Origin of the sequence: Mycolicibacterium doricum (genome assembly GCF_010728155.1) — a bacterium.
Taxonomy (GTDB): domain Bacteria; phylum Actinomycetota; class Actinomycetes; order Mycobacteriales; family Mycobacteriaceae; genus Mycobacterium; species Mycobacterium doricum.
In genome coordinates this window covers 604,109-623,800 of record NZ_AP022605.1, presented here as the reverse complement: position 1 = coordinate 623,800, position 19,692 = coordinate 604,109, and the positions used below count along the sequence as shown (strand labels likewise).

At 68.4% G+C, this 19,692-nt stretch carries 20 protein-coding genes; 5 read left to right on the top strand and 15 right to left on the bottom strand.

Annotation, left to right across the window (positions count from 1 at the left end; genetic code table 11):
* Genes mftC through mftA form a run of 3 tightly spaced genes read right to left on the bottom strand, consistent with a single transcriptional unit; the run spans window position 1 to window position 1,657 of the window.
* Window positions 1–1,206: a mycofactocin radical SAM maturase gene (mftC, locus tag G6N07_RS03130; protein ID WP_085192418.1), complete on the bottom strand. Its 1,206-nt coding sequence runs from the start codon at window positions 1,204–1,206 to the stop codon at window positions 1–3.
* Entirely contained in the window at window positions 1,203–1,496 is a 294-nt protein-coding gene (gene mftB, locus G6N07_RS03125) for a mycofactocin biosynthesis chaperone MftB (RefSeq protein ID WP_085192419.1), read from the bottom strand. The genes mftC and mftB overlap by 4 nt, the downstream gene beginning before the upstream one ends.
* A 2-nt stretch (window positions 1,497–1,498) precedes the next feature.
* Window positions 1,499–1,657 carry a mycofactocin precursor MftA gene (gene mftA, locus G6N07_RS21140; RefSeq protein ID WP_085192420.1) on the bottom strand — a complete coding sequence of 53 codons (159 nt, stop codon included), beginning with the start codon at window positions 1,655–1,657 and terminating at the stop codon, window positions 1,499–1,501.
* A gap of 92 nt (window positions 1,658–1,749) precedes the next feature.
* Between mftA and mftR the strand changes: the two genes are divergently transcribed.
* Genes mftR through G6N07_RS03105 form a run of 3 tightly spaced genes read left to right on the top strand, consistent with a single transcriptional unit; the run spans window position 1,750 to window position 4,181 of the window.
* Window positions 1,750–2,349 carry a mycofactocin system transcriptional regulator MftR gene (gene mftR, locus G6N07_RS03115; RefSeq protein WP_085192421.1) on the top strand — a complete coding sequence of 200 codons (600 nt, stop codon included), beginning with the start codon at window positions 1,750–1,752 and terminating at the stop codon, window positions 2,347–2,349.
* A gap of 45 nt (window positions 2,350–2,394) precedes the next feature.
* Window positions 2,395–2,913, top strand: coding sequence for an RNA polymerase sigma factor (locus tag G6N07_RS03110; protein WP_179959942.1), 519 nt, complete (start codon window positions 2,395–2,397; stop codon window positions 2,911–2,913).
* Window positions 2,910–4,181 (top strand): VOC family protein, encoded by a 1,272-nt coding sequence (locus tag G6N07_RS03105; protein ID WP_085192423.1) that lies wholly within the window; start codon window positions 2,910–2,912, stop codon window positions 4,179–4,181. The genes G6N07_RS03110 and G6N07_RS03105 overlap by 4 nt, the downstream gene beginning before the upstream one ends.
* 29 nt (window positions 4,182–4,210) lie before the next feature.
* On the opposite strand, the gene G6N07_RS03100 is transcribed toward G6N07_RS03105, so the two are convergent.
* Window positions 4,211–5,431, bottom strand: a complete 1,221-nt coding sequence (locus tag G6N07_RS03100) for an NAD(P)/FAD-dependent oxidoreductase (protein ID WP_179959941.1) — start codon at window positions 5,429–5,431, stop codon at window positions 4,211–4,213.
* A gap of 232 nt (window positions 5,432–5,663) precedes the next feature.
* Here G6N07_RS03100 and G6N07_RS03095 point away from each other — a divergent pair, with 232 nt between their 5' ends.
* On the top strand, window positions 5,664–6,497 hold the full coding sequence (locus G6N07_RS03095; RefSeq protein WP_085192425.1) for a universal stress protein: 834 nt from the start codon (window positions 5,664–5,666) through the stop codon (window positions 6,495–6,497).
* A 191-nt stretch (window positions 6,498–6,688) separates the two neighbouring features.
* Here the strand turns inward: G6N07_RS03095 and tuf are convergent, their stop codons facing one another.
* The 4 genes from tuf to rpsL all read right to left on the bottom strand — a co-directional run bounded on the left by tuf (window position 6,689) and on the right by rpsL (window position 11,103).
* Complete coding sequence (gene tuf, locus G6N07_RS03090) at window positions 6,689–7,879, bottom strand: elongation factor Tu (RefSeq protein WP_011558404.1); 1,191 nt, start codon at window positions 7,877–7,879, stop codon at window positions 6,689–6,691.
* 178 nt (window positions 7,880–8,057) lie between these two features.
* Window positions 8,058–10,172, bottom strand: a complete 2,115-nt coding sequence (gene fusA / locus G6N07_RS03085) for an elongation factor G (protein WP_085192426.1) — start codon at window positions 10,170–10,172, stop codon at window positions 8,058–8,060.
* A gap of 86 nt (window positions 10,173–10,258) precedes the next feature.
* Window positions 10,259–10,729 (bottom strand): 30S ribosomal protein S7, encoded by a 471-nt coding sequence (gene rpsG / locus G6N07_RS03080; protein WP_011558402.1) that lies wholly within the window; start codon window positions 10,727–10,729, stop codon window positions 10,259–10,261.
* Window positions 10,729–11,103: a 30S ribosomal protein S12 gene (rpsL, locus tag G6N07_RS03075; protein ID WP_011558401.1), complete on the bottom strand. Its 375-nt coding sequence runs from the start codon at window positions 11,101–11,103 to the stop codon at window positions 10,729–10,731. Before rpsL ends, rpsG begins: the two co-directional genes overlap by 1 nt.
* 677 nt (window positions 11,104–11,780) lie before the next feature.
* Here rpsL and G6N07_RS03070 point away from each other — a divergent pair.
* Complete coding sequence (locus G6N07_RS03070; RefSeq protein WP_085192427.1) at window positions 11,781–12,197, top strand: DUF3060 domain-containing protein; 417 nt, start codon at window positions 11,781–11,783, stop codon at window positions 12,195–12,197.
* Window positions 12,198–12,209: 12 nt separating this feature from the next.
* Here G6N07_RS03070 and G6N07_RS03065 read toward each other — a convergent pair whose 3' ends face one another.
* From G6N07_RS03065 to G6N07_RS03035, 7 genes are all read right to left on the bottom strand, one after another.
* The gene (locus G6N07_RS03065) at window positions 12,210–13,376 is read right to left on the bottom strand and encodes an iron-containing alcohol dehydrogenase (protein ID WP_085192428.1); all 1,167 of its coding nucleotides are present in this window, start codon (window positions 13,374–13,376) and stop codon (window positions 12,210–12,212) included.
* Between the two features lie 88 nt (window positions 13,377–13,464).
* Window positions 13,465–14,229, bottom strand: coding sequence for a crotonase/enoyl-CoA hydratase family protein (locus G6N07_RS03060; protein ID WP_085192429.1), 765 nt, complete (start codon window positions 14,227–14,229; stop codon window positions 13,465–13,467).
* On the bottom strand, window positions 14,226–14,972 hold the full coding sequence (locus tag G6N07_RS03055) for a PaaX family transcriptional regulator C-terminal domain-containing protein (RefSeq protein WP_085192430.1): 747 nt from the start codon (window positions 14,970–14,972) through the stop codon (window positions 14,226–14,228). Before G6N07_RS03055 ends, G6N07_RS03060 begins: the two co-directional genes overlap by 4 nt.
* Before the next feature lie 2 nt (window positions 14,973–14,974).
* Window positions 14,975–15,913 (bottom strand): crotonase/enoyl-CoA hydratase family protein, encoded by a 939-nt coding sequence (locus G6N07_RS03050; protein WP_085192431.1) that lies wholly within the window; start codon window positions 15,911–15,913, stop codon window positions 14,975–14,977.
* A gap of 45 nt (window positions 15,914–15,958) precedes the next feature.
* Window positions 15,959–17,587 (bottom strand): acyl-CoA dehydrogenase family protein, encoded by a 1,629-nt coding sequence (locus G6N07_RS03045; RefSeq protein WP_085192432.1) that lies wholly within the window; start codon window positions 17,585–17,587, stop codon window positions 15,959–15,961.
* Between the two features lie 103 nt (window positions 17,588–17,690).
* The gene (locus G6N07_RS03040; protein WP_085192433.1) at window positions 17,691–18,527 is read right to left on the bottom strand and encodes a CE1 family esterase; all 837 of its coding nucleotides are present in this window, start codon (window positions 18,525–18,527) and stop codon (window positions 17,691–17,693) included.
* Complete coding sequence (locus tag G6N07_RS03035) at window positions 18,503–19,600, bottom strand: phosphatase PAP2 family protein (protein WP_085192434.1); 1,098 nt, start codon at window positions 19,598–19,600, stop codon at window positions 18,503–18,505. The genes G6N07_RS03040 and G6N07_RS03035 overlap by 25 nt, the downstream gene beginning before the upstream one ends.
* Window positions 19,601–19,692: the final 92 nt, after the last annotated feature.

Here is a 19,692-nt window from a genome sequence, read left to right as displayed (position 1 = left end):
CTACACCGGACTTTCGTCACACAGCCGAGCGGGCGGCTTGGTCAGCAGTTTCAAGGGGATCGGGCCCTGCTGCCCGGTCCCCCGGGAGTGGTCGCCGCTGGGCTTGGGCTTGACCCGATCGAGTTCCAGGGCGGGCGCGCCGTAACCCTGCACGCATTCGGGGTCGGGCCCGTCGAGCGGGAGGCCGGTGAAGAACTTGGCGGCCATGCAGCCGCCGCGGCAGGCGTCGTAGTGCCCGCAGCCACTGCAGGCTCCCGCCGACTGCGGCTCGCGCAGTTCGCGGAACAGTGCAGAATTCTGCCACACGCTCTTGAAGCCGTTGTCCGACAGGATGTTCCCGGCGAGGAACTTGTCATGGATGGCGAACGGGCAGGCGTACACGTCGCCCACCGGGTCGATCAGGCAAACCACGCGTCCGGCACCGCACAGGTTGAGCCCGGCCAGCGCCCCCGGCTCCCCGAGCCCCGAGAGGTGGAAGAACGAATCGCCGGTCAGCACCCGCTCACCCTTGGCGACGAGCCAGTCGTAGAGCTCGACCTGCTGCTCGGCGGTGGGGTGCAGGTCGTCCCACACGTCGGCGCCGCGGCCGGAGGGGCGCAGCCGCGTGATGCGCAGGGTGGCGCCGTAACGGCTCGCCAACGCAGCGAAGTCGTCGAGTTGTCCGACGTTGTGCCGGGTCACGACGACGGAGATCTTGGCGTCGGTGAACCCCGCGGCGGCGAGGTTTTCCAGGGCGCGCTCGGCCATCGCGAAGGATCCGGGGCCGCGGACCGCGTCGTTGATCTCAGCGGTCGCGCCGTCTAGCGAGATCTGCACGTCGACGTAATCACTGGCGGCGAGTTTGGCCGCCACCTCTCCGGTGATGCGCACGCCGTTGGTGGAGAACTTCACCCCGACGTGGTGGGCGGTCGCGTAGTCGACCAGCTCCCAGAAGTCCGGGCGCACAGTGGGTTCGCCGCCACCGATGTTGACATAGAACACCTGCATGCGTTCGAGCTCGTCAATGATGTCCTTGCACTGCTGCGTGGACAGTTCGCGTGGATCGCGCTTGCCCGACGAGGACAGGCAGTGCACGCACGCCAGGTTGCAGGCGTAGGTGAGTTCCCACGTCAGACAGATCGGCGCGTCCAGGCCGTGCTCGAACTGCTCGACCAAGCGCGGCACGGGCGCCCCGCCCGGCGCGGGCGCCGGAACGACGGAAGTCATGATGCGGGTTCCTCCTCGCAGACAAGCATCTTGGATTGGACGAGTACGCCGAGGGCGTGCAGGTACGGCGCCTGTTGCCGGTCGTCGATACCCGCTGCGCGGCAAGCAGAGCGGGCGTCGCGATGATCAGCCAGGGAGTTCACCACGTCGACGATCGTGGTGTTCTTCAGGAAGGACAGCTTGCGCGTCCCGAAGTGGTACAGCAGCGCCCCGAACGGTTCGGGCCGCACCGCCACCTGGTGGTGCAGCCGCCAGCGCAGATCCGGGTCGAACGCAACAGGCGCCGCCACGGTCAGTAGACCCCGCACATCCCGTCGATCGAGACCTCTTCGACCAGCGTCTCGGTGACCAGTTCATTCTCCGATGTCGCCGCGTCCGATGTCGCCGCGTCCGATGTCGCTGCCTGGGCGGCTCCGGCGGCGCCTTCGATGACGTGCTGATTGGGCTCCATGACCACTGCCTTTCGTCGCGTAGGGTCACTGAGTGTGACCCAGGTCGCTTAGGATATTGCATCGAGTGCCAGAACGGAAGGGGTGGGTTCTCATGCGTCAGGATTCCGCGCCTCGCGTGGGCCGGCGTCGCTCCACCACCCGCGACCACATCACCGACGTCGCTCTCGAACTGTTCGCCGCCCGCGGTTTCGACGAGGTCAGCGTCGACGACGTGGCCGCCGCCGCAGGTATCGCCCGCCGCACGCTGTTCCGCTACTACTCGTCCAAGAGCGCGATCCCGTGGGGGCACTTCGACGCACACCTCGATCACATGCGGCACCTGTTCGACGACCTCGACCCCACCGTTCCCGTCGACGAGGCGCTGCGGGGCGCCCTGCTGGCGTTCAACCACTTCGGCCCCGAGGAGACGACCAGACACCGCCAGCGCATGCGTGTCATCCTGGAAACCGACGCGCTGCAGGCCTATTCGATGACGATGTATGCCGGGTGGCGGGCCGTGATCGCGCAGTTCGTGGCCGCCCGGACCGGGGTCAAGGCCCAAGACCTCGTGCCGCAGACGGTGGCGTGGACGATGCTCGGGGTGGCGCTGTCGGCCTACGAGCAGTGGCTGGCCGACGAGGCGGTGTCGCTGGCCCAGGCGCTCGGCGACGCCTTCGACACCGTACGCGACGGTCTGCGCGCCGTGCATTAGCAATATCGGCGTCGGAGTTCGGGCCGCAACGGCGACGATATGGGTGTGAGCGCCGAACCGGATGGTGAAGACGCTTCGCGGGCTCTGCTGGCGCTCTACGACGACGCCCTGCCGACGGTGTACGGCTACTTCGTCAGGCGCTGTCCGGACCGCGGAACCGCCGAGGACCTGACGTCAGAGACCTTCCTGGCGGCGATGGACGCTGCCCGGCGGGGCGCATCCGTGCCGATCAGCGTGCCGTGGCTGATCGGGGTGGCCCGACACAAACTGGCCGACCACTACCGCCGTGGATCCCACCGGCACGCCGTTGCGGTCGCCGACCTGCCCGAACCCGGTGAGCCCGTCGACGGCTGGGACGCCGAACTGGACCGGATCGTCGCCGAAAGCGTGCTGGCACAACTGCCCGAACACCACCGGACCGTGCTCGCGCTGCGCTACCTCGACGGCTGTTCGGTCCCCGAATGCGCCGAGCTCATCGGCCGGACAGTGCACGCCACCGAGGCGCTGCTGACGCGGGCCCGTCGCGCATTTCGCTCGCACTACCCGGAAGGAGGCAGGCCGTGAACGACCACACGGATCCGCTGTGGGTGCTGCACGGTGACGACCTTCCGGTCCCTCCCGACCCGGCGTTCGCTGCACGGTTGCGCGCTCGCCTGCAGTCGGCGCTCAGGTTGCCCGATCACACCGAACCCGATCACACCGAAGGAGTCGAGATGAGCCGAACCGATACCGCACTGGCCGCCGTGGTTGCGCGCCCCGCGGCGCTGCCGTACCTTGCCGTCGCAGACGCGCGCGCGGCCATCGACTGGTACGTCGACGCACTGGGCGCGACGCCGGCCGGTGAACCGATGATGATGGACGACGGCCGCATCGGCCACGCCGAACTCACCCTGTCCGGCGGCGTGCTGTACCTGGCCGACGAGTTCCCCGAACTCGGACTGAAAGCGCCTGCCCCCGAACATGTCTCGGTCAGCCTGCTGCTTCAGGTGGCCGACACCGACGCGGCGTTGCGGCGGGCCCACGACCACGGCGCCCACGTCCAGCGCGAACCGTACGACGCCCACGGGTCACGCACCGCGGCGATCATCGACCCGTTCGGGCACCGCTGGATGTTGTCGGGCCCCGTCACCGGTGCCGGCACACCGATCCGGCACGGCGACGTCGGTTACGTGTCGCTGTGGACCCGCGACACCGAGCGGGCCGCCGCGTTCTACGGCCACGTCCTGGGCTGGACCTACGATGCGGCCACCCACGAGGTCACCAACACCGCCCTGCCCACCGGGATCTTCGCCGGCGACGGACCCGCCACGCTGTTCTGCTGCTACGCCGTTGACGACCTCGACCGCGCACGGCAGTCGATCGTCGCCGCGGGCGGAACCCTGGGCGAGACAACCGGACACGACTTCGGGACGACACAGGACGCCACCGATCCGCTGGGCAACCGGTTCGCGGTGTTCACGCCGTCACGGCCGACGCCGCGCCCCGCGCTCAACGGCACCGGACCAGGTGCCCTGTCCTACATCACCTACGAGGTGGGCGACTCCGCACTGTTCCGGGAGTTCTACGGCCGGGTGCTGTCCTGGACCTTCGACCCGGGTCGCATCGCCGACGGCTGGCAGGTGAACGAGAGCCATCCCATGGCCGGGGTGGCGGGCGGCAGCGCGCGCTCGGCGACCGTGCCGATGTGGACCGTGGCCGATGTCGACGATGCGGTGCGACGGGTCCGGGAGGCTGGCGGTTCGGTTTTGCAGCAACCGCACCGCCAGCCCTACGGGTTGATGGCCGAATGCGTCGACGACCAGGGCGCCCGCTTCTACCTCGGCCAGTTCTGATATCTCGGCCAGTTCTGATATTTGGGGACTCAGCCGAGAACCTCGGCGATCGGCGCGCTGTTGGCGATCTTGCTACGGGTCTTCATGACCTTGGCGGGCATGCCACCGCCGACCACGCCGGCCACCACGCCGTCGCGTTCGTAGTACGCCAGGAACTTGCGGCCGTCGTCCTCGACGATGTGCACGGTGTCGTCGGCCTCCGGCTTGCCGAGGCACTGGATCTTCACGTCGTACTGGTCGCTCCAGAAGTACGGCACCGAGACGACGCCGGGGACCCCCTGGCCGAGCATCGCGGGCACCAGCACCCGCGCCTGGTCGGCGACGTTGCTCCAGTGTTCCACGCGCACTTGGTTCCCGACGGTGTCGCGCCACGACGCCACGTCGCCGATGGCCCAGACGTGCGGTGCGCTCGAGCGTCCCTCGGCGTCACACACCACACCGTTGTCCAGCGCGATACCGCTGCCCTCGAGCCAGTCGGTGGCTGGGCGGGAGCCGATGCCGACCACCACGATGTCGGCCTGGACCTCGGTGCCGTCGGACAGCACCACCGACCGCACCTTCTGTTGCCCGTCGACGTCCTGCCCCTTGACCTCGGCGACACCGACACCGCAGCGCACGTCGACGCCTTCGGCGCGGTGGAGCCGGGCGACGAGTCCACCGATCTGCCGGCCGAGCACCGACGCCAGCGGAGCAGGCTGCGGTTCGACCAGGACCACCTCGACGCCGAGTTTGCGCAGGCTCGCCGCGACCTCGCAGCCGATGAACCCAGCGCCGATCACCACCGCCCGCCGCGCGGATCCGGCCTCTTGCCGTAGCTTCAAGCTCTGGTCGAAGTTGCGCAGGACGTGGATGCCGGTGAGGTCGGGGAAGGACGGAATCCGCTTGGGCACGAGTCCGGTCGCGATCACCAGTTCGTCGTAGCCGATCTCGCGGCCGTCGGTCAGCGTGATCTTTCGGCCTGCGGTGTCGACGGTGGCCGCACCGGTGCCGAGCAGCACGGTGATGTCCTTCTCCCGGTAGAACTCCGCAGGCTTGAGCGTGACGTCGTCGGTCTCACTGCGCAGCACTTCCTTCGACAGGGGCGGCCGGTCGTACGGCAGGTGGTCCTCCTCGCTGACGATGGTGACCGGTCCCGGATAATTCGAACGCCGCAGCTGCTCGGCCGTGCGGGCCGCTGCGAGACCGCCGCCGACGATGACGATGCCTCCTGAAGTGCTCACCTGGTGGTTGTACACGATGGGTCGCCGCATCGGTACGCCACCCTGTGATTCGGCTGACTCAGGGCAGCGCCCGCTCCGATGAGGTTCGACAGCGACGCCAACCCGGCTCCACCGGCCAGCGGGCCGTCAACTGCGCTGACCGGCGCTGCTTTCGATCGCCACTGCGAAAGGCCGACAGCGGAACTGCAACGCGTTCCGGCAACCTTGCGTGACGGCTGGGCCCGTGGCGCATACGATCGGTCGGAATCAAGGGAGGTTCCCCATGCCGCTCGGCGTGCTGATCGGATACGACGGTTCACCCGCCGCCACCGCGGCGATCGAGGTGGGCGGACGCCTGCTGCCTCGGGCGCACGCCTGGGTGGCGCAGCTGTGGACGCCACCGTTCGCCAGCGAGCCGCTGCGCCGACGCCTGCGAGCCGTCGTGGGTAGCGCCAGCGAACTGGTCGAGCGCACGGAGCTGGAGGGTGAACGCGAGGCCCAGCGCATCGCGGCGGCCGGCACCACCCTCGCCCGGGCCGCCGGCCTGGACGCCGAACCGCTGGTGAAGAGGTCCTGGGGCGGTGAGGGTTTGGTGCTCGCGCAGCTGGCCGAGCAGGTCTCGGCCGATCTGGTCCTGGTCGGTTCACGCGGGCTCGGCGGTGCGCAGGCTCTGATGGGCAGTGTGTCGGACATGGCCGTGCACTACGCCTCACGGCCGACGCTAGTGGCGCCGGCACCCATGCTGACCCAGGAGTACGACGCGCTGACCGAAGGGCCCGTGGTCGTCGGGTGGGACGGATCCGGTGGGGCCCGCACCGCGCTGGCGGCCGCCCAACACCTTTTCCCCGACCGCGAGATCGTCGTGGTGTCCGTCGGGCAGGGCATCACCGAGACGCCGCCCGAAGGCTTGGCGGCCGAACACGTCGACGCACCGGCGGGTGCCGGGGAGCACCTCGTCGCCGACGCGTTGACCGGCTTGGCCGCGCACCGTAGGGCGTCGGCGATCGTGGTGGGTTCGCGCGGCCAGTCCGCGATGTGCCAGGTGCTGCTCGGCAGCGTCGCCCGGGCGACGTTGCGCGCGGCGCACCGTCCGGTGCTGGTGGTTCCCGGGCCCTGACTACGGGGCTTCGATGATCTGCTGAGGTTTCGCGGTGCACTCGGCGTCGGTGATCGCGCCCGTACGCCGAGATCGACGAAATGGCGACATCCACTCGTACTTCCGCGCCCATTTGTTCGTTTGGGCGCGCCCCGCAGACAACGCGAAGCGGCGCCCACCAAACAGGTGAGCGCCGCTTCGGCGTACTGGTCTTACTTGTGGATCTTCGTCACGCGGCCGGCGCCGACGGTGCGGCCACCCTCACGGATGGCGAACCGCAGGCCCTCGTCCATGGCGACGGGCTGGATCAGCTTGACGGAGATGTCGGTGTTGTCACCGGGCATCACCATCTCGGTGCCCTCGGGCAGGGTCACCACGCCGGTCACGTCGGTGGTCCGGAAGTAGAACTGCGGACGGTAGTTGTTGAAGAACGGCGTGTGGCGGCCACCCTCGTCCTTGGACAGGATGTAGACCTGGCCGTCGAACTCGGTGTGCGGGGTGGTGGTGCCGGGCTTGACCACGACCTGGCCGCGCTCGACGTCCTCACGCTTGATACCGCGCAGCAGCAGACCGACGTTGTCGCCGGCCTGACCCTGGTCGAGCAGCTTGCGGAACATCTCGACACCGGTGACCGTGGTCTTGGTGGTGCCGGGGCGGATGCCGACGATCTCGACTTCCTCGTTCACGTTGACCACGCCGCGCTCCACACGACCGGTGACCACGGTGCCGCGGCCGGTGATCGTGAAGACGTCCTCGACGGGCATCAGGAACGGACGGTCGGTGTCGCGCACCGGGTCCGGGATCGACTCGTCGACCGCGTCCATGAGCTCCTCGACGGACTTGACCCATTTCTCGTCGCCCTCGAGCGCCTTGAGCGCCGAGACACGCACCACCGGGGCGTCCTCGTCGAAGTCCTGGGCGGCCAGCAGTTCGCGGACCTCCATCTCGACGAGCTCGATGAGCTCCTCGTCGTCGACCGCGTCGGCCTTGTTCAGCGCCACCAGGATGTAGGGGACGCCGACCTGGCGGGCCAGCAGCACGTGCTCACGGGTCTGCGGCATCGGGCCGTCGGTGGCGGCGACCACCAGGATCGCGCCGTCCATCTGGGCGGCACCGGTGATCATGTTCTTGATGTAGTCAGCGTGACCGGGGGCGTCGACGTGCGCGTAGTGACGCTTCTCGGTCTGGTACTCCACGTGGGAGATGTTGATCGTGATGCCGCGCTGACGCTCCTCAGGCGCATTGTCGATCTGGTCGAATGCGCGCGACTCGTTCAACTCGGGGTACTTGTCGTGCAGAACCTTGGTGATTGCTGCGGTCAGCGTGGTCTTGCCGTGGTCAACGTGACCGATGGTCCCGATGTTGACGTGCGGCTTCGTCCGCTCGAACTTCGCCTTCGCCACTTCTGTGTCCTCCTGGACTTGTTGGTGCTCTGTTACTGCAGGTATGTAGAGCAAGGATGGTTTGTTCAGTTGTGCGGCCCGAAGGCCCCGGTCAGGCTACTGGCCCGTCGCCTTCGCGATGCTCATTGCTCGGCTTCGGCTCAGTGGCGCGCCTCGGCCGCAAGCGGCCGTCGGAGCTCTACTGACCCGTCGCCTTCGCGATGATCTCCTTCGACACATTCGCCGGAACCTCGGCGTACGAGTCGAACACCATGGAGTAGTTCGCCCGGCCCTGGGTCTTCGACCGAAGGTCGCCGACGTAGCCGAACATCTCCGACAACGGCACTTGCGCCCTGACGACGCGCGCACCGGCCCGCTCCTCCATGGCCTGGATCTGACCACGGCGGGAGTTCAAATCGCCGATCACTTCACCCATGTAGTCCTCGGGTGTGGTCACCTCGACGGCCATGATCGGCTCCAGGATCACCGGCTGAGCCGCCTGCGCCGCCTTCTTCAAGGCCTGCGAACCGGCGACCTTGAACGCCATCTCCGACGAGTCCACCTCGTGGTAGGCGCCGTCGAGCAGGGTGACCTTGATGTTCACCAGCGGGTAGCCGGCGAGCACGCCGTACTGCATGGCGTCCTGCGCACCGGCATCCACCGACGGGATGTACTCGCGCGGGATGCGGCCACCGGTGACCTTGTTCTCGAACTCGTAGGTGGCACCGTCCTCGCCGTGGAACGGCTCGAGGTTGATGATGACCTTCGCGAACTGGCCCGAGCCACCCGTCTGCTTCTTGTGGGTGAACTCGACCTTCTCCACCGGACGGCGGATGGTCTCGCGGTAGGCGACCTGCGGCTTGCCGACGTTGGCCTCGACCTTGAACTCCCGGCGCATCCGGTCCACCAGGATGTCGAGGTGCAGCTCGCCCATGCCGCCGATGACGGTCTGGCCGGTCTCGTCGTCCTGGTGCACCTTGAACGTCGGGTCCTCTTCGGCGAGCTTCTGGATCGCCGTGCCGAGCTTCTCCTGGTCGCTCTTGGTCTTGGGCTCGATGGCCACCTCGATCACCGGGTCGGGGAAGGTCATCGACTCGAGCACGATCTGCTGGTTCGGATCGCTCAGGGTGTCACCGGTGGTGGTGTCCTTGAGCCCGATCACGGCGTAGATGTGGCCGGCCGAGGCCCGCTCCACCGGGTTCTCCTTGTTGGAGTGCATCTGGAACAGCTTGCCCAGCCGCTCCTTCTTGCCCTTGGTGGCGTTGATGACCTGGCTGCCGGACTCGACGGTGCCGGAGTACACCCGGACGTAGGTCAGCTTGCCGAAGAACGGGTGCGTGGCGACCTTGAACGCCAGCGCCGAGAACGGCTCGTCGACCGACGGGTTACGCGTGATCACCTCGTCCTCCTTGCCGGGCGGGTGGCCTTCGGCAGGCGGGACGTCCAGCGGGGAGGGCAGGTAGTCGATGACCGCGTCCAGCATCGGCTGCACGCCCTTGTTCTTAAACGCGCTACCGCACAGCACCAGGTAGGCCTCGGAGCTGATCGTCAGCTTGCGCAGCGCACCCTTGATCTCCTCGACGGTGAGTTCCTCGCCGCCCAGGTATTTCTCCAGCAGCGCCTCGTCGGTCTCGGCGGCGGCCTCGATCAGCTTCAGCCGGTACTCCTCGGCACGCTCCTGCAGGTCCGAGGGGAGGCTCGACAGTTCCAGGACGTCGTACTTCTCCCCGAGCTTGGCCTCGGCGCTCCATACCTTGGCCTTCATCTCGACCAGGTCGACGACGCCGGCGAAGTCGCCTTCGGAGCCGATCGGCAGCTGGATCGGGATGACGTTGGCGCCCAGGCGCTCCTCCATGGTGCGCACGGAGAAGTAGAAGTCCGCGCCCAGCTTGTCCATCTTGTTGACGAAGCAGATACGCGGGACGTTGTACTTGTCGGCCTGGCGCCAGACCTGCTCGGACTGCGGCTCCACGCCTTCCTTGCCGTCGAAGACGGCGACGGCGCCGTCGAGCACCCGCAGGCTGCGCTCCACCTCGACGGTGAAGTCGACGTGCCCGGGGGTGTCGATCAGGTTGATCTGGTTGTCGTTCCAGAAGCACGTCGTGGCCGCGGAGGTGATGGTGATCCCCCGCTCCTGCTCCTGCTCCATCCAGTCCATGGTGGCGGCGCCATCGTGGACCTCACCGATCTTGTAGCTGATACCGGTGTAGTAGAGGATGCGCTCGGTCGTCGTTGTCTTACCGGCGTCGATGTGCGCCATGATGCCGATGTTGCGGACCTTGTTCAGGTCGGTCAACACGTCCTTCTGTGCCACAGAAGTCTTCCCACTCTCGCTTGCTCGATTGCTGTTGTCAGCCGCTACCGCACGCGCCGCCCGCTACTCTGCCGCCGGCGCGGTGATCACCAGCGGTAGTGCGCGAAGGCGCGGTTGGCCTCGGCCATCTTGTGGGTGTCCTCGCGCCGTTTGACCGCGGCACCCAGGCCATTGCTGGCATCGAGGATCTCGTTGGCCAGCCGCTCGACCATGGTCTTCTCCCGACGCGCCTTCGAGAAGCTCACCAGCCACCGCAGGGCGAGCGTCACGGAACGGTCGGGGCGAACCTCGACCGGCACCTGATAGGTGGCGCCACCGACGCGGCGGCTGCGCACCTCCAGGGCGGGCTTGACGTTGTCGAGAGCGCGCTTGAGGGTGACCACCGGATCGGTGCCCGTCTTGTCGCGGGCCTGTTCGAGCGCACCATAGACAATGCGTTCGGCCAGCGATTTCTTCCCGTCCAGCAGCACTTTGTTGACCAACTGGGTGACCAGCTGCGACCCGTAGACCGGATCGTTGACCAGCGGACGCTTGGGTGCGGGGCCCTTGCGCGGCATCAGCTCTTCTCCTTCTTGGCGCCGTAGCGGCTGCGCGCCTGCTTGCGGTTCTTCACACCCTGGGTGTCGAGCGAACCGCGGATGATCTTGTAACGCACACCGGGGAGGTCTTTCACACGACCACCGCGCACCAGCACCATCGAGTGCTCCTGCAGGTTGTGGCCCTCACCGGGGATGTATGCGGTGACCTCGACCTGGCTGGTCAGCTTCACGCGCGCGACCTTGCGAAGCGCCGAGTTCGGCTTCTTCGGGGTGGTGGTGTACACGCGGGTGCACACGCCACGGCGCTGCGGGCTGCCCTTGAGGGCCGCGGTCTTCACCTTGGCGATCTTGTCGCGGCGACCCTTGCGGACCAGCTGGTTGATGGTTGGCATGTACCGGCTTCCTGTGTTTCTTGAACTGTGTTGCTCTTGAACTGTGTTGCTCTTGAACTGTGTTGCTCTTGAACTGTGTTGCTTGACGTTGCTTGACGTTGGTGCTTCTCGTCTGTGGTGCTTGTCTGTACTGCTTCTTCGGTGCTACTCAAGTCTCTGTACTGCTGTTACGGCCCGGCCGCGTCCCCCGCGTCCGGGCGTGTCGCACGCGCGCCCCTCGAAGCGATTCCGCTGCGTGGTAGACATGCGAATTTGCCCGGCATGTGGGCATGCTGTCTGGTTGTCACCCCGTCGCATGCGCCTCGACGGCCAGGCACGATCCCCCACAATACCAGGATGGCCCCGTCGCTCCAAAAGTCGTCGCACCCGGGACGCGCAGTGCCCTGACCGGCGCTCAGCGCAGGTCAGCACCCACGCCGGCGAAGCGGCGTTCGTAGTCGCGGTCCGGGTCCGGGGACCGCGCCGTGCTGCGCGGACAGGCCGACGCATTGCCACCCACGGCACCCAGCGGCCGGCGGGTTCAGCCACCGGAGCGCACCACGCCCCAGTCGCCGAACCCGCAGAAGGCCCCGCGGCCTTGCCGGGCCACGTACGCTGCTTCCATCAGGTGAGCGCGACGAAGGGATGCGACGGTGCGATCTATCGCGGTAACCCGCTGCCTGACGGCCGAAGCCGCCGTGGTGCCGGCCCATCCCCCGGTCCGTACCGCGTTCGCGGCCCTCGCCGCGGCGGCCGCATTCACACTCGCCGGTTGCGGTGCGGAAAGCGACGACACCAATACCCCGACCGCGACGGCGGGCTCGTCGGGCGCGCAGGTGGAAATCGGCAACACGATCAACTACGGCTCGGTCGGGACCACCGCCGAGGTGGACTGCGCCGACGGCAAGTCGCTCAACGTCGGCGGCTCCAACAACACGATCACGGTGACCGGGACGTGCGCGAACGTCAACATCGGCGGCACCGACAACACGATCACCTTCGACCGGGTCGACAAGGAGATCTCGGTCGTCGGGTTGAACAACACGATCACCTACGCCGACGGCGATCCGAACATCGAAGACCTCGGCTCCAACAACACGATCACCAAGGGCTGACGCCTCGCCGAGTCAGGGGCGTTCGAAGATCTCGCGGTACAGGGTCACGATCTCGCCGTGCGTCGGGACGCGCGGATTGTTGGCCGGCGACCCGGACGCCAACGCCTGGTCGGCCATGGTGACCAACCGGTCCTCCCACTGCGCCCGGTCGATCCCGTAGGAACCCGGTGTCGGCACCTCCACGTCGGCGCACAGCTGCGTCAGCTCGTCCACCAGAGCGTCGGCCGCCGCGCGACTGGCGGTGGTGTCGTCGACCACCCCCATCGCCTTGGCGCAGTCGGCGTACCTGTCGACCGCCGCGTCGACGGAGAATTTCGTGACCGCGGGCAGCAGCATGGCGTTGGACAGCCCGTGGGCGACGTGGAAGTGTCCGCCGATCGGCCGGCTCATCCCGTGCACCAGGGCCACGCTCGAGTTCGAGAACGCCATCCCGGCCTGCGTCGCCGCCAGCATCATCGATTCGCGGGCCTCCCGGTCGGCACCGTCGGCGTAGGCGCGGCGCAGATGACGCGAGATCGCCGTCATGGCCGCCAACGCGAGCGCATCGGAGAACGGGCTGGCGCGCCGGCTCACATACGCCTCGATGGCATGGGTGAGCGCGTCGACGCCCGTGTCGGCGGTGAGCCGGGGCGGCATGGACAGCGTCAGCTCGAAGTCCACCACGATCGCGATCGGCAGGAACGACAGGCCGGGGCACAGCATCTTCTCGTCGGTCTCGTCGTCGGTGATGACGGTGAACTGCGTCGAGTCCGAACCGCTTCCGGCGGTGGTGGGGACGGCGACAACCGGCAGCGCGGGACCGGCGTAGCTGCCGGGCGCCCTGTACTCGCTGATCGATCCCCCGTTGGCCGACAGCACCGCCAACGCCTTGGCGGTGTCCATCGGGCTGCCGCCGCCGAAGCCGATGACACCGTCGGCGTCGTGTCCCCGGACGACGTCGAGGCCGGCGGTCAGCGACGAGGCGGTCGGATCGGGCACCGCGCCGGAGAACACGGCGGTATCGGCGCCCTCGGCCTGCAGGATCTTGACCAGCCGTTCGGCCTGACCGGTCTCGTCCAGGTACCGGTCGGTGACCAGCACCGGCCTGCGGATACCGAGCTGCGCGACCACCGATCCCAGCTCGGTGATCGCGCCGGCGCCGATCTTGGCCAGGCGTGGCAGTGCGATGTCGGCGACCATTGGTTCGTCCTCACATGTCGGCGGAAAGTTCGGGTTACCTGCCCACCAGCGTCGCGGTCATCACCGCGACGGTCAACAGCGCACCCGATCAGGCACTCGCCCCGTGTCGACCCGCTCCGGCGGCGAAGCGCCCCGCACCCTCGAGCGCCTCGTGTTTGACCCGCGAGATGCTGGCGAACTCCTGATCGATCGCCTCGGCCTCGGGCAGCCCCCACTGGCCCAGCGCCGCGAGCCGGTCGCTGCGCAAGCACTGCTGCGGGAAGCGGGCGATCTCGGCCGCCAACTCCTCGGCCTGCTGGCGCGCCCGGCCTTTCGGCACCACACGGTTGGCCAGGCCGATCGCGTGGGCTTCGGCGGCGTCGACGGCTCGGCCGGTGAGGATCAGGTCCATCGCCCGGCTCTGCCCGATCAGTCGGGGCAGCCGCACGGTGCCGCCGTCGATCAACGGCACGCCCCAGCGACGGCAGAACACCCCGAGCACCGCGTCCTGCTCGACGACCCGCAGATCGCACCACAGCGCGAGTTCGAGTCCGCCCGCGACGGCGTAACCACTGATCGCGGCGATCACCGGTTTGGACAGCACCATGCGTGTCGGCCCCATCGGCCCCGGCCCGCTGCGGTGTACGGCGTTGGCGTCGGGGGTGCCGAACGCCTTGAGGTCGGCGCCGGCGCAGAAGGTGCCGTGGTCACCCCACAGGACGGCCACCGATGCCGAGTCGTCGCGGTCGAAGTCGTCGAAGGCCTCGTGGAGCGCCTCGGCGGTGGGGCGGTTGACGGCGTTGCGGGCGTCGGGCCGGTCGATGATCACGGTGGTCACCGTGCCGGTGCGCTCGACGCGGACGGGTCCTGTCATGTCGCCTCCATCAGTTGAGCATCGCTGAGTCGGGCATCGCTCAGTCGGGCATCGCGCCGCTCGACGAGTTCGGCGGCGAAACCGGTGTAGGCCGTGCGCAGTTCGTCGCCGGGCCACCTTTCGGGCAGCAGTTCGGCGGGGAGCACCGGGTCGGTGAGCAGGTGCCGGACGATCGCCGCGGCGGTGACGAACCGTGCCGGGATGTCGCGCGCCGCCTCCATGTCGTCGAGGAGTCGGCGGCCGCGGTCGGCCCAGCCGGTCAGGTCCCAGAGGTGGGCGGCCAGCCCGTGCGGGTCGTCGTCGCGCGCGTGCAGGACCCGTGCGCGGTCGGCGACGTCGTCGGGCAACCCCGCGTCGAGGTTGTCCGGGCGCAACCACACCCCTTCGCGCAGTTCGGCGAAACGCTTGTCCTGCAGCGCGTTTCGCAGGGCGGCACGGGTGCGGGCGTCGGTGCCGACACTGGTGATCACCAGCATGGTCCAGGTGCCGTCCCACGGGCGCAGCCGCGGGTTGATCGCCTCGTCCTGGCGGCGCTGCCGGGAAAGCAGCCGCTCGGAGAGCCGGTAGCCGTCGGCGGAGCGCACCAGGTCACCGGCGCCCACCATGCGCGTCAGCGCCACCCGCACGGTCGGTTCCCGGATGCCGAAATCAGCGGTGAGACTGAACAGTTCGCTCGCGGTCGCCCAGGCCGGATGTGCGCCCAGCAGTACCGACAACACCACCGAACGCGCCGTCAACCGCACGGCTACACCCCGGAGGCTCGTCGGCCGTGGTCGCCGAACGGCTCGTCGCGCTGCCGCACCGCCTCCCGGAAGCCATGTTCGCGTGACTGTGCGACGAACGCGTGACCTTCCGGGGTATGCCGGGCGATGCCGTCGAACACCGTGCTCACCATCCGGCTGGTCGCCACACCCTGCTGCAGCAGCGCGGAGTTCATCGCGAGTTTGACCATGATCAGCTGGTTGACCGGAACGGCGGCGATGCGCTCGACGAGGCGTTCGGTGCGTTCGTCGAGGTCCTCGGGTTCGGGCGCCTCCACGGCCAGACCCCATTCGGCGGCCTGCCTGCCGGTGAGGCAGTCCCCGGTCAGCAGAAGGCGCTTGGCGCGCTGATCGCCGAGCCGGTGGGCCCACATGCCCGCCGCCGGAACCCCCCACACGCGGGTGGGCGGATAGCCGATCTTCGCGTCGGCGGCGGCGATCACCTGGTCGGCGTGCAGGGCGATGTCGGTGCCACCGGCCACGCAGTAGCCGTGGATCTTCACCACCGTCGGCTTGTCGCAGTGCAGCAGGCTGGAGAACCCGCGCACGAAGCGGCTCATCATCTGGTAGTCGACCATCGGGTCCCACGGTCGGTCGGGCAGATGGTTGATCGCCTGCGTCCTGCCCGACAGCACGGTGTCGCGGTACGGGCTGCCGCCCCCGGCCGACGACGACCCTTCGGCGTAGGCGCTCAGGTCGAATCCGGCGCAGAATCCCTCGCCCCTTCCGGACAGCAGGATCACGTGCACGTCGGGGTCGAGGTCGGCCCGTTCGACGAGCGCGGACAGTTCCAGCGGGGTGTCGGCGACAATCGCGTTGCCCTTCTCGGGCCGGTTGAAGGTGATCCGGGCCACCCGGCCGGTGACCTCGTACGTCATGGTCTTGAGGTCGTCGAAGTCGACCGGCCGGATCGCGTGCGTCACCGGATCACCTCGGTCCGCCAGAACTGCATTGGCGCCGGAAACCCGTCACACCGCGACCAGCGCGCGCTCGAGGATCGGGTCGAGGTCCAGCCCGGCCGGCAGCGTGCCGAACGCCCCGCCCCACCGGCGGTCCAACCGCGTCGCCAGGAACGCCTCGGCCACCGCCGGATGTCCATGGCGCACCAGCAGCGCCCCCTGCAGTGCCAGGCAGATGTCCTCGGCGACCTTGCGAGCCCGGTACTGGATGGTCTCGACGTCGCCCAGCGCCTGCTTGAGCCCGTCGACGTGCACGCCGAGGCGCGGGTCTGCACCGGAGACCTGCGCAAGTTCGTCGAACAGCACCTCGACACTGTCCGGGCGAGTCATCATGGCGCGCAACGTATCGAGCGCGCTGACGTTGCCCGAACCCTCCCAGATGCCCATCAGCGGCGCCTCGCGGTACAGCCGCGGCATCCCCGAGTCCTCGACATAGCCGTTGCCGCCCAGGCATTCCATCGCCTCGGCCGCATGCGGGGTGGCGCGTTTGCACACCCAGTACTTCGCCGACGCCAGGCCGATCCGGCGCAGCAGCGCTTCGCGGGAGTCGCCGCGCACGGCGCGGTCGGTGGCGCCGGCCATCCGCATCGCGACCATCGTGGCGGCCTCGCCCTCGACGGCCAGGTCGGCCAAGACGTTGCGCATCAGCGGCTGGTCGATCAGGTACTCGCCGAAGGCCTTGCGGTGCTGCGCGTGGTGGATGGCCCGGGTGAGCCCGCTGCGCATGCTGGTCGCCGATCCCAGCGTGCAGTCCAGCCGGGTCAGGTTGACCATCTCGATGATGGTCGGCACGCCGCGGCCCTCCTCGCCGACCAGCCAGGCGGTGGCACCGTCGTACTCCACTTCCGAAGAGGCGTTGGCGTGGTTGCCGAGCTTGTCCTTGAGGCGCTGCAGCAACATTCGGTTCCGCGCGCCGTCGGGCAGGATGCGCGGCAGCAAGAAGCACGACAGGCCACCGGGCGCCTGGGCGAGCACCAGGAAGATGTCGCACATCGGCGCCGAGGTGAACCACTTGTGACCGGTCAGCGAGTAGCTGCCGTCGCCGTTCGGCACTGCCTGTGTGGTGCCGGCGCGCACGTCGGAGCCGCCCTGCTTTTCCGTCATCGACATCCCCGCGGTGATGCCGGCCTTCGTGGCGGGCACCTTGAGCTCGGGGTCGTACACCCGGCTGGTCAGCAGCGGTTCGTAGACGGCCGCCAGGTCGGGGTTGAACCGCAGCGCGGGCACGACGGCATAGGTCATCGAGATCGGGCAGATGTGCCCGGGTTCCGGCGTCCACACCGACGTCTTGGCGGCGCGCACGACATGTGCCCCGGCGCGGTCGTCGGCCCACGGCGCGGCGTGCAGCCCGTGGCCGATCGCGGTGCGCATCAACTCGTGGTAGGCGGGGTCGTACTCCACTTCGTCGATGCGGTGGCCGACGCGGTCGTGGGTGTGCAGGACGGGCCGGTTGCGGTCGGCGAGCTCACCCCACCGCTGCGCCTGCGCGCTGCCGGAGAGTGCGCCCAGCTCGGTGACCTCGCCGAGGCCCCACTCCCCGCCCTCGCGGATCAGCGCCTCGGTGAGCACCGGCGAGGCCGCCGGGTTGTGGTCCACGAGCGGTGGGACCTGGTTGGTGACGACGTGCGTGTCCGGCATACCTGCAGTGTTACACCTCACCAGACAGCCGCACAAGAGTCGTAATACTGCGCTAGCCCGGAGACGTGGCACGATTCTCTACAACGCTCGCGGGGAATGGTCGTCAGTGGGCCGCGAAGAACTCCCAGATCGTCCCCGTGGCGAACGGCGGCCACTCGTGTCCACCGCCGTCGACGGTGACCAGTGTGACACCGCGGCCGTCCGGACAGGAGGCGATCGACGTCGTGACCGGCCCGTCCGCCGTGGTCTCGGGCGTTGCGCAGTGGTCGACGTTGCGCCAGAACGCGTTGAGATCCGCAACGGCCGGGCCGTCGATGCGCGCCACCCCCGCCCCCGGCTGGCCGTCATAGCGGATCAGCTGGTCGTCCGTGCCGTGGATGTGGATCACCGACGTGGGCCGAGGAGCGGGGCACGGGTCGAGTTGCGTGGCTGCGTCCGGACCGATGGCCGCGAACACAGCCGTATTGCACGCCAACGCGTACGACATCATCCCGCCGTTGCTGATGCCGGTGGCGAAGACGCGTTCGGCATCGACGCTGATGTTGGCACTGATGTCGTTGACGACCGCTGTGATGAACCCGACGTCGTCGATGCCCTGCCTGGCGGGAAGCCCACAGCACCCGCCGTTGGCGTTCCAGGCGTGGGTGATGCCGTCGGGATAGGCGACGACGAACTTCGCGCTGTCCGCCAGTTGATTCCAGCCATAGGCTCTTTCGGCCTGCGCGGCGCTGCCGAAGCCACCGTGCAGCATCACCACCAACGGTGCAGGCGATGCCACGCCGTCAGGAATGTAGAGACTGTAGGCGCGGTCCAGCCCGGCGAACCCCATCGTGTGCACGGTGCTTCCGACGGAGAAACCCTGCGGTTGAGCCGAACCCGCTGCGACACATCCGGCCGCGACCAGCAACACGCCGATCAGCGCCAGGAGCCGAGCAACCACTGCACCATACTAAGCGTTCCGTTGTTGGGCGACTGTTGGGCGACCGCCTCGTAGCGGTTCACCGCGAAGACCGCGACCGCGGCGAACGCCCACCCCAGCAGGATGTCGACGACGTAGTGCTCGGCGGTGTACACCAGCGTGAACGCCATCACGAGTACGTAGGCGACCAGCACCGGGCGCCATCCGCGGTGCACGCGGTGCCACAGGAACGCCGCCATCGCCGCGGTCATCCCGGCGTGCAGCGACGGGATGGCCGCCACCAGGTTCACGCTCGCCTGTCCGGCGTCGAGCAACGCCGTCGCCGAGTGCAGGTTCAACTTGCCCCACCCGCGCCCGACGATCCGCTCGATCCACTGGTTCGCGCCGTCCTGACTGAACTGCATCGAGCCGAGCACCCCGCCGTCGGGCACCCCGCGGGCAGACCGGAACATGCACCGCGGACCGGACGGGCCGCCCTCCACATCGGCAGCACTACACCGGGCCGCCGCCCACGGCGGCGCGGCGGGGAACAACGCGTAGACCATCAGCGCGGCCACGTTCAGGCCGACGAACAACCGCACGAACGCCTTCCACTCCTCGCGGTTGCGCAGCCACAGCACGCCGGCGATCGCGTACGGCAGGACGAAGAACGACATGTAGACGCTGCTGATGCCGATCTCCCACCACGGCGGAGTCGGCTGTTTGAGCCGTTCCTGCAGCCACACGGTCGGCATCGCCCCGAAGAAGAGCCAGCGGTCGGCGTCGGCCTGCCAGTGCCACAGGGTGGGCCGGCCGATCAGCGTGGCCGCACCGCGGCTCAGGTCGTAGGCCAGCAGGACCAGCGCGAACGGCAGCCAGTCGCGGATCACGAAGAGCATCCGGCGGCCGCGACCGATGCTGGCGGCCATCAGTCCGGTGGCGATATAGAGCAGCACGAGTTCGCGGTTGAACGCGAAACCGTCGGTGGCCGTGCGGTACACCACGACCACGGCCCATAGTGCGATCGCCGCCCAGCGCACCAAGGTCAGCCGACGCCTCCCCGACATCACGTCAGGTGGCGTCAGCGCAATCGACGACTGGTCAACCGCGGACACATCGGCCTTTCGAAGTCGGTGCTGGCCCGACTCAGCCTAGTTAACCACTTGGCAACCCGCCGTTCGACGTCCGTTTGCGATCGATCTGTGAC

Bases quoted from the DNA above. Each gene is read 5' to 3' on its own strand.
- mftC (WP_085192418.1), bottom strand. From the start codon at position 1,206: ATGACTTCCGTCGTTCCGGCGCCCGCGCCGGGCGGGGCGCCCGTGCCG.
- mftA (WP_085192420.1), bottom strand. From the start codon at position 1,657: ATGGAGCCCAATCAGCACGTCATCGAAGGCGCCGCCGGAGCCGCCCAG.
- mftR (WP_085192421.1), top strand. From the start codon at position 1,750: ATGCGTCAGGATTCCGCGCCTCGCGTGGGCCGGCGTCGCTCCACCACC.
- G6N07_RS03100 (WP_179959941.1), bottom strand. From the start codon at position 5,431: ATGCGGCGACCCATCGTGTACAACCACCAGGTGAGCACTTCAGGAGGC.
- G6N07_RS03095 (WP_085192425.1), top strand. From the start codon at position 5,664: ATGCCGCTCGGCGTGCTGATCGGATACGACGGTTCACCCGCCGCCACC.
- rpsG (WP_011558402.1), bottom strand. From the start codon at position 10,729: ATGCCGCGCAAGGGCCCCGCACCCAAGCGTCCGCTGGTCAACGATCCG.
- rpsL (WP_011558401.1), bottom strand. From the start codon at position 11,103: ATGCCAACCATCAACCAGCTGGTCCGCAAGGGTCGCCGCGACAAGATC.
- G6N07_RS03065 (WP_085192428.1), bottom strand. From the start codon at position 13,376: ATGGTCGCCGACATCGCACTGCCACGCCTGGCCAAGATCGGCGCCGGC.
- G6N07_RS03060 (WP_085192429.1), bottom strand. From the start codon at position 14,229: ATGACAGGACCCGTCCGCGTCGAGCGCACCGGCACGGTGACCACCGTG.
- G6N07_RS03045 (WP_085192432.1), bottom strand. From the start codon at position 17,587: ATGCCGGACACGCACGTCGTCACCAACCAGGTCCCACCGCTCGTGGAC.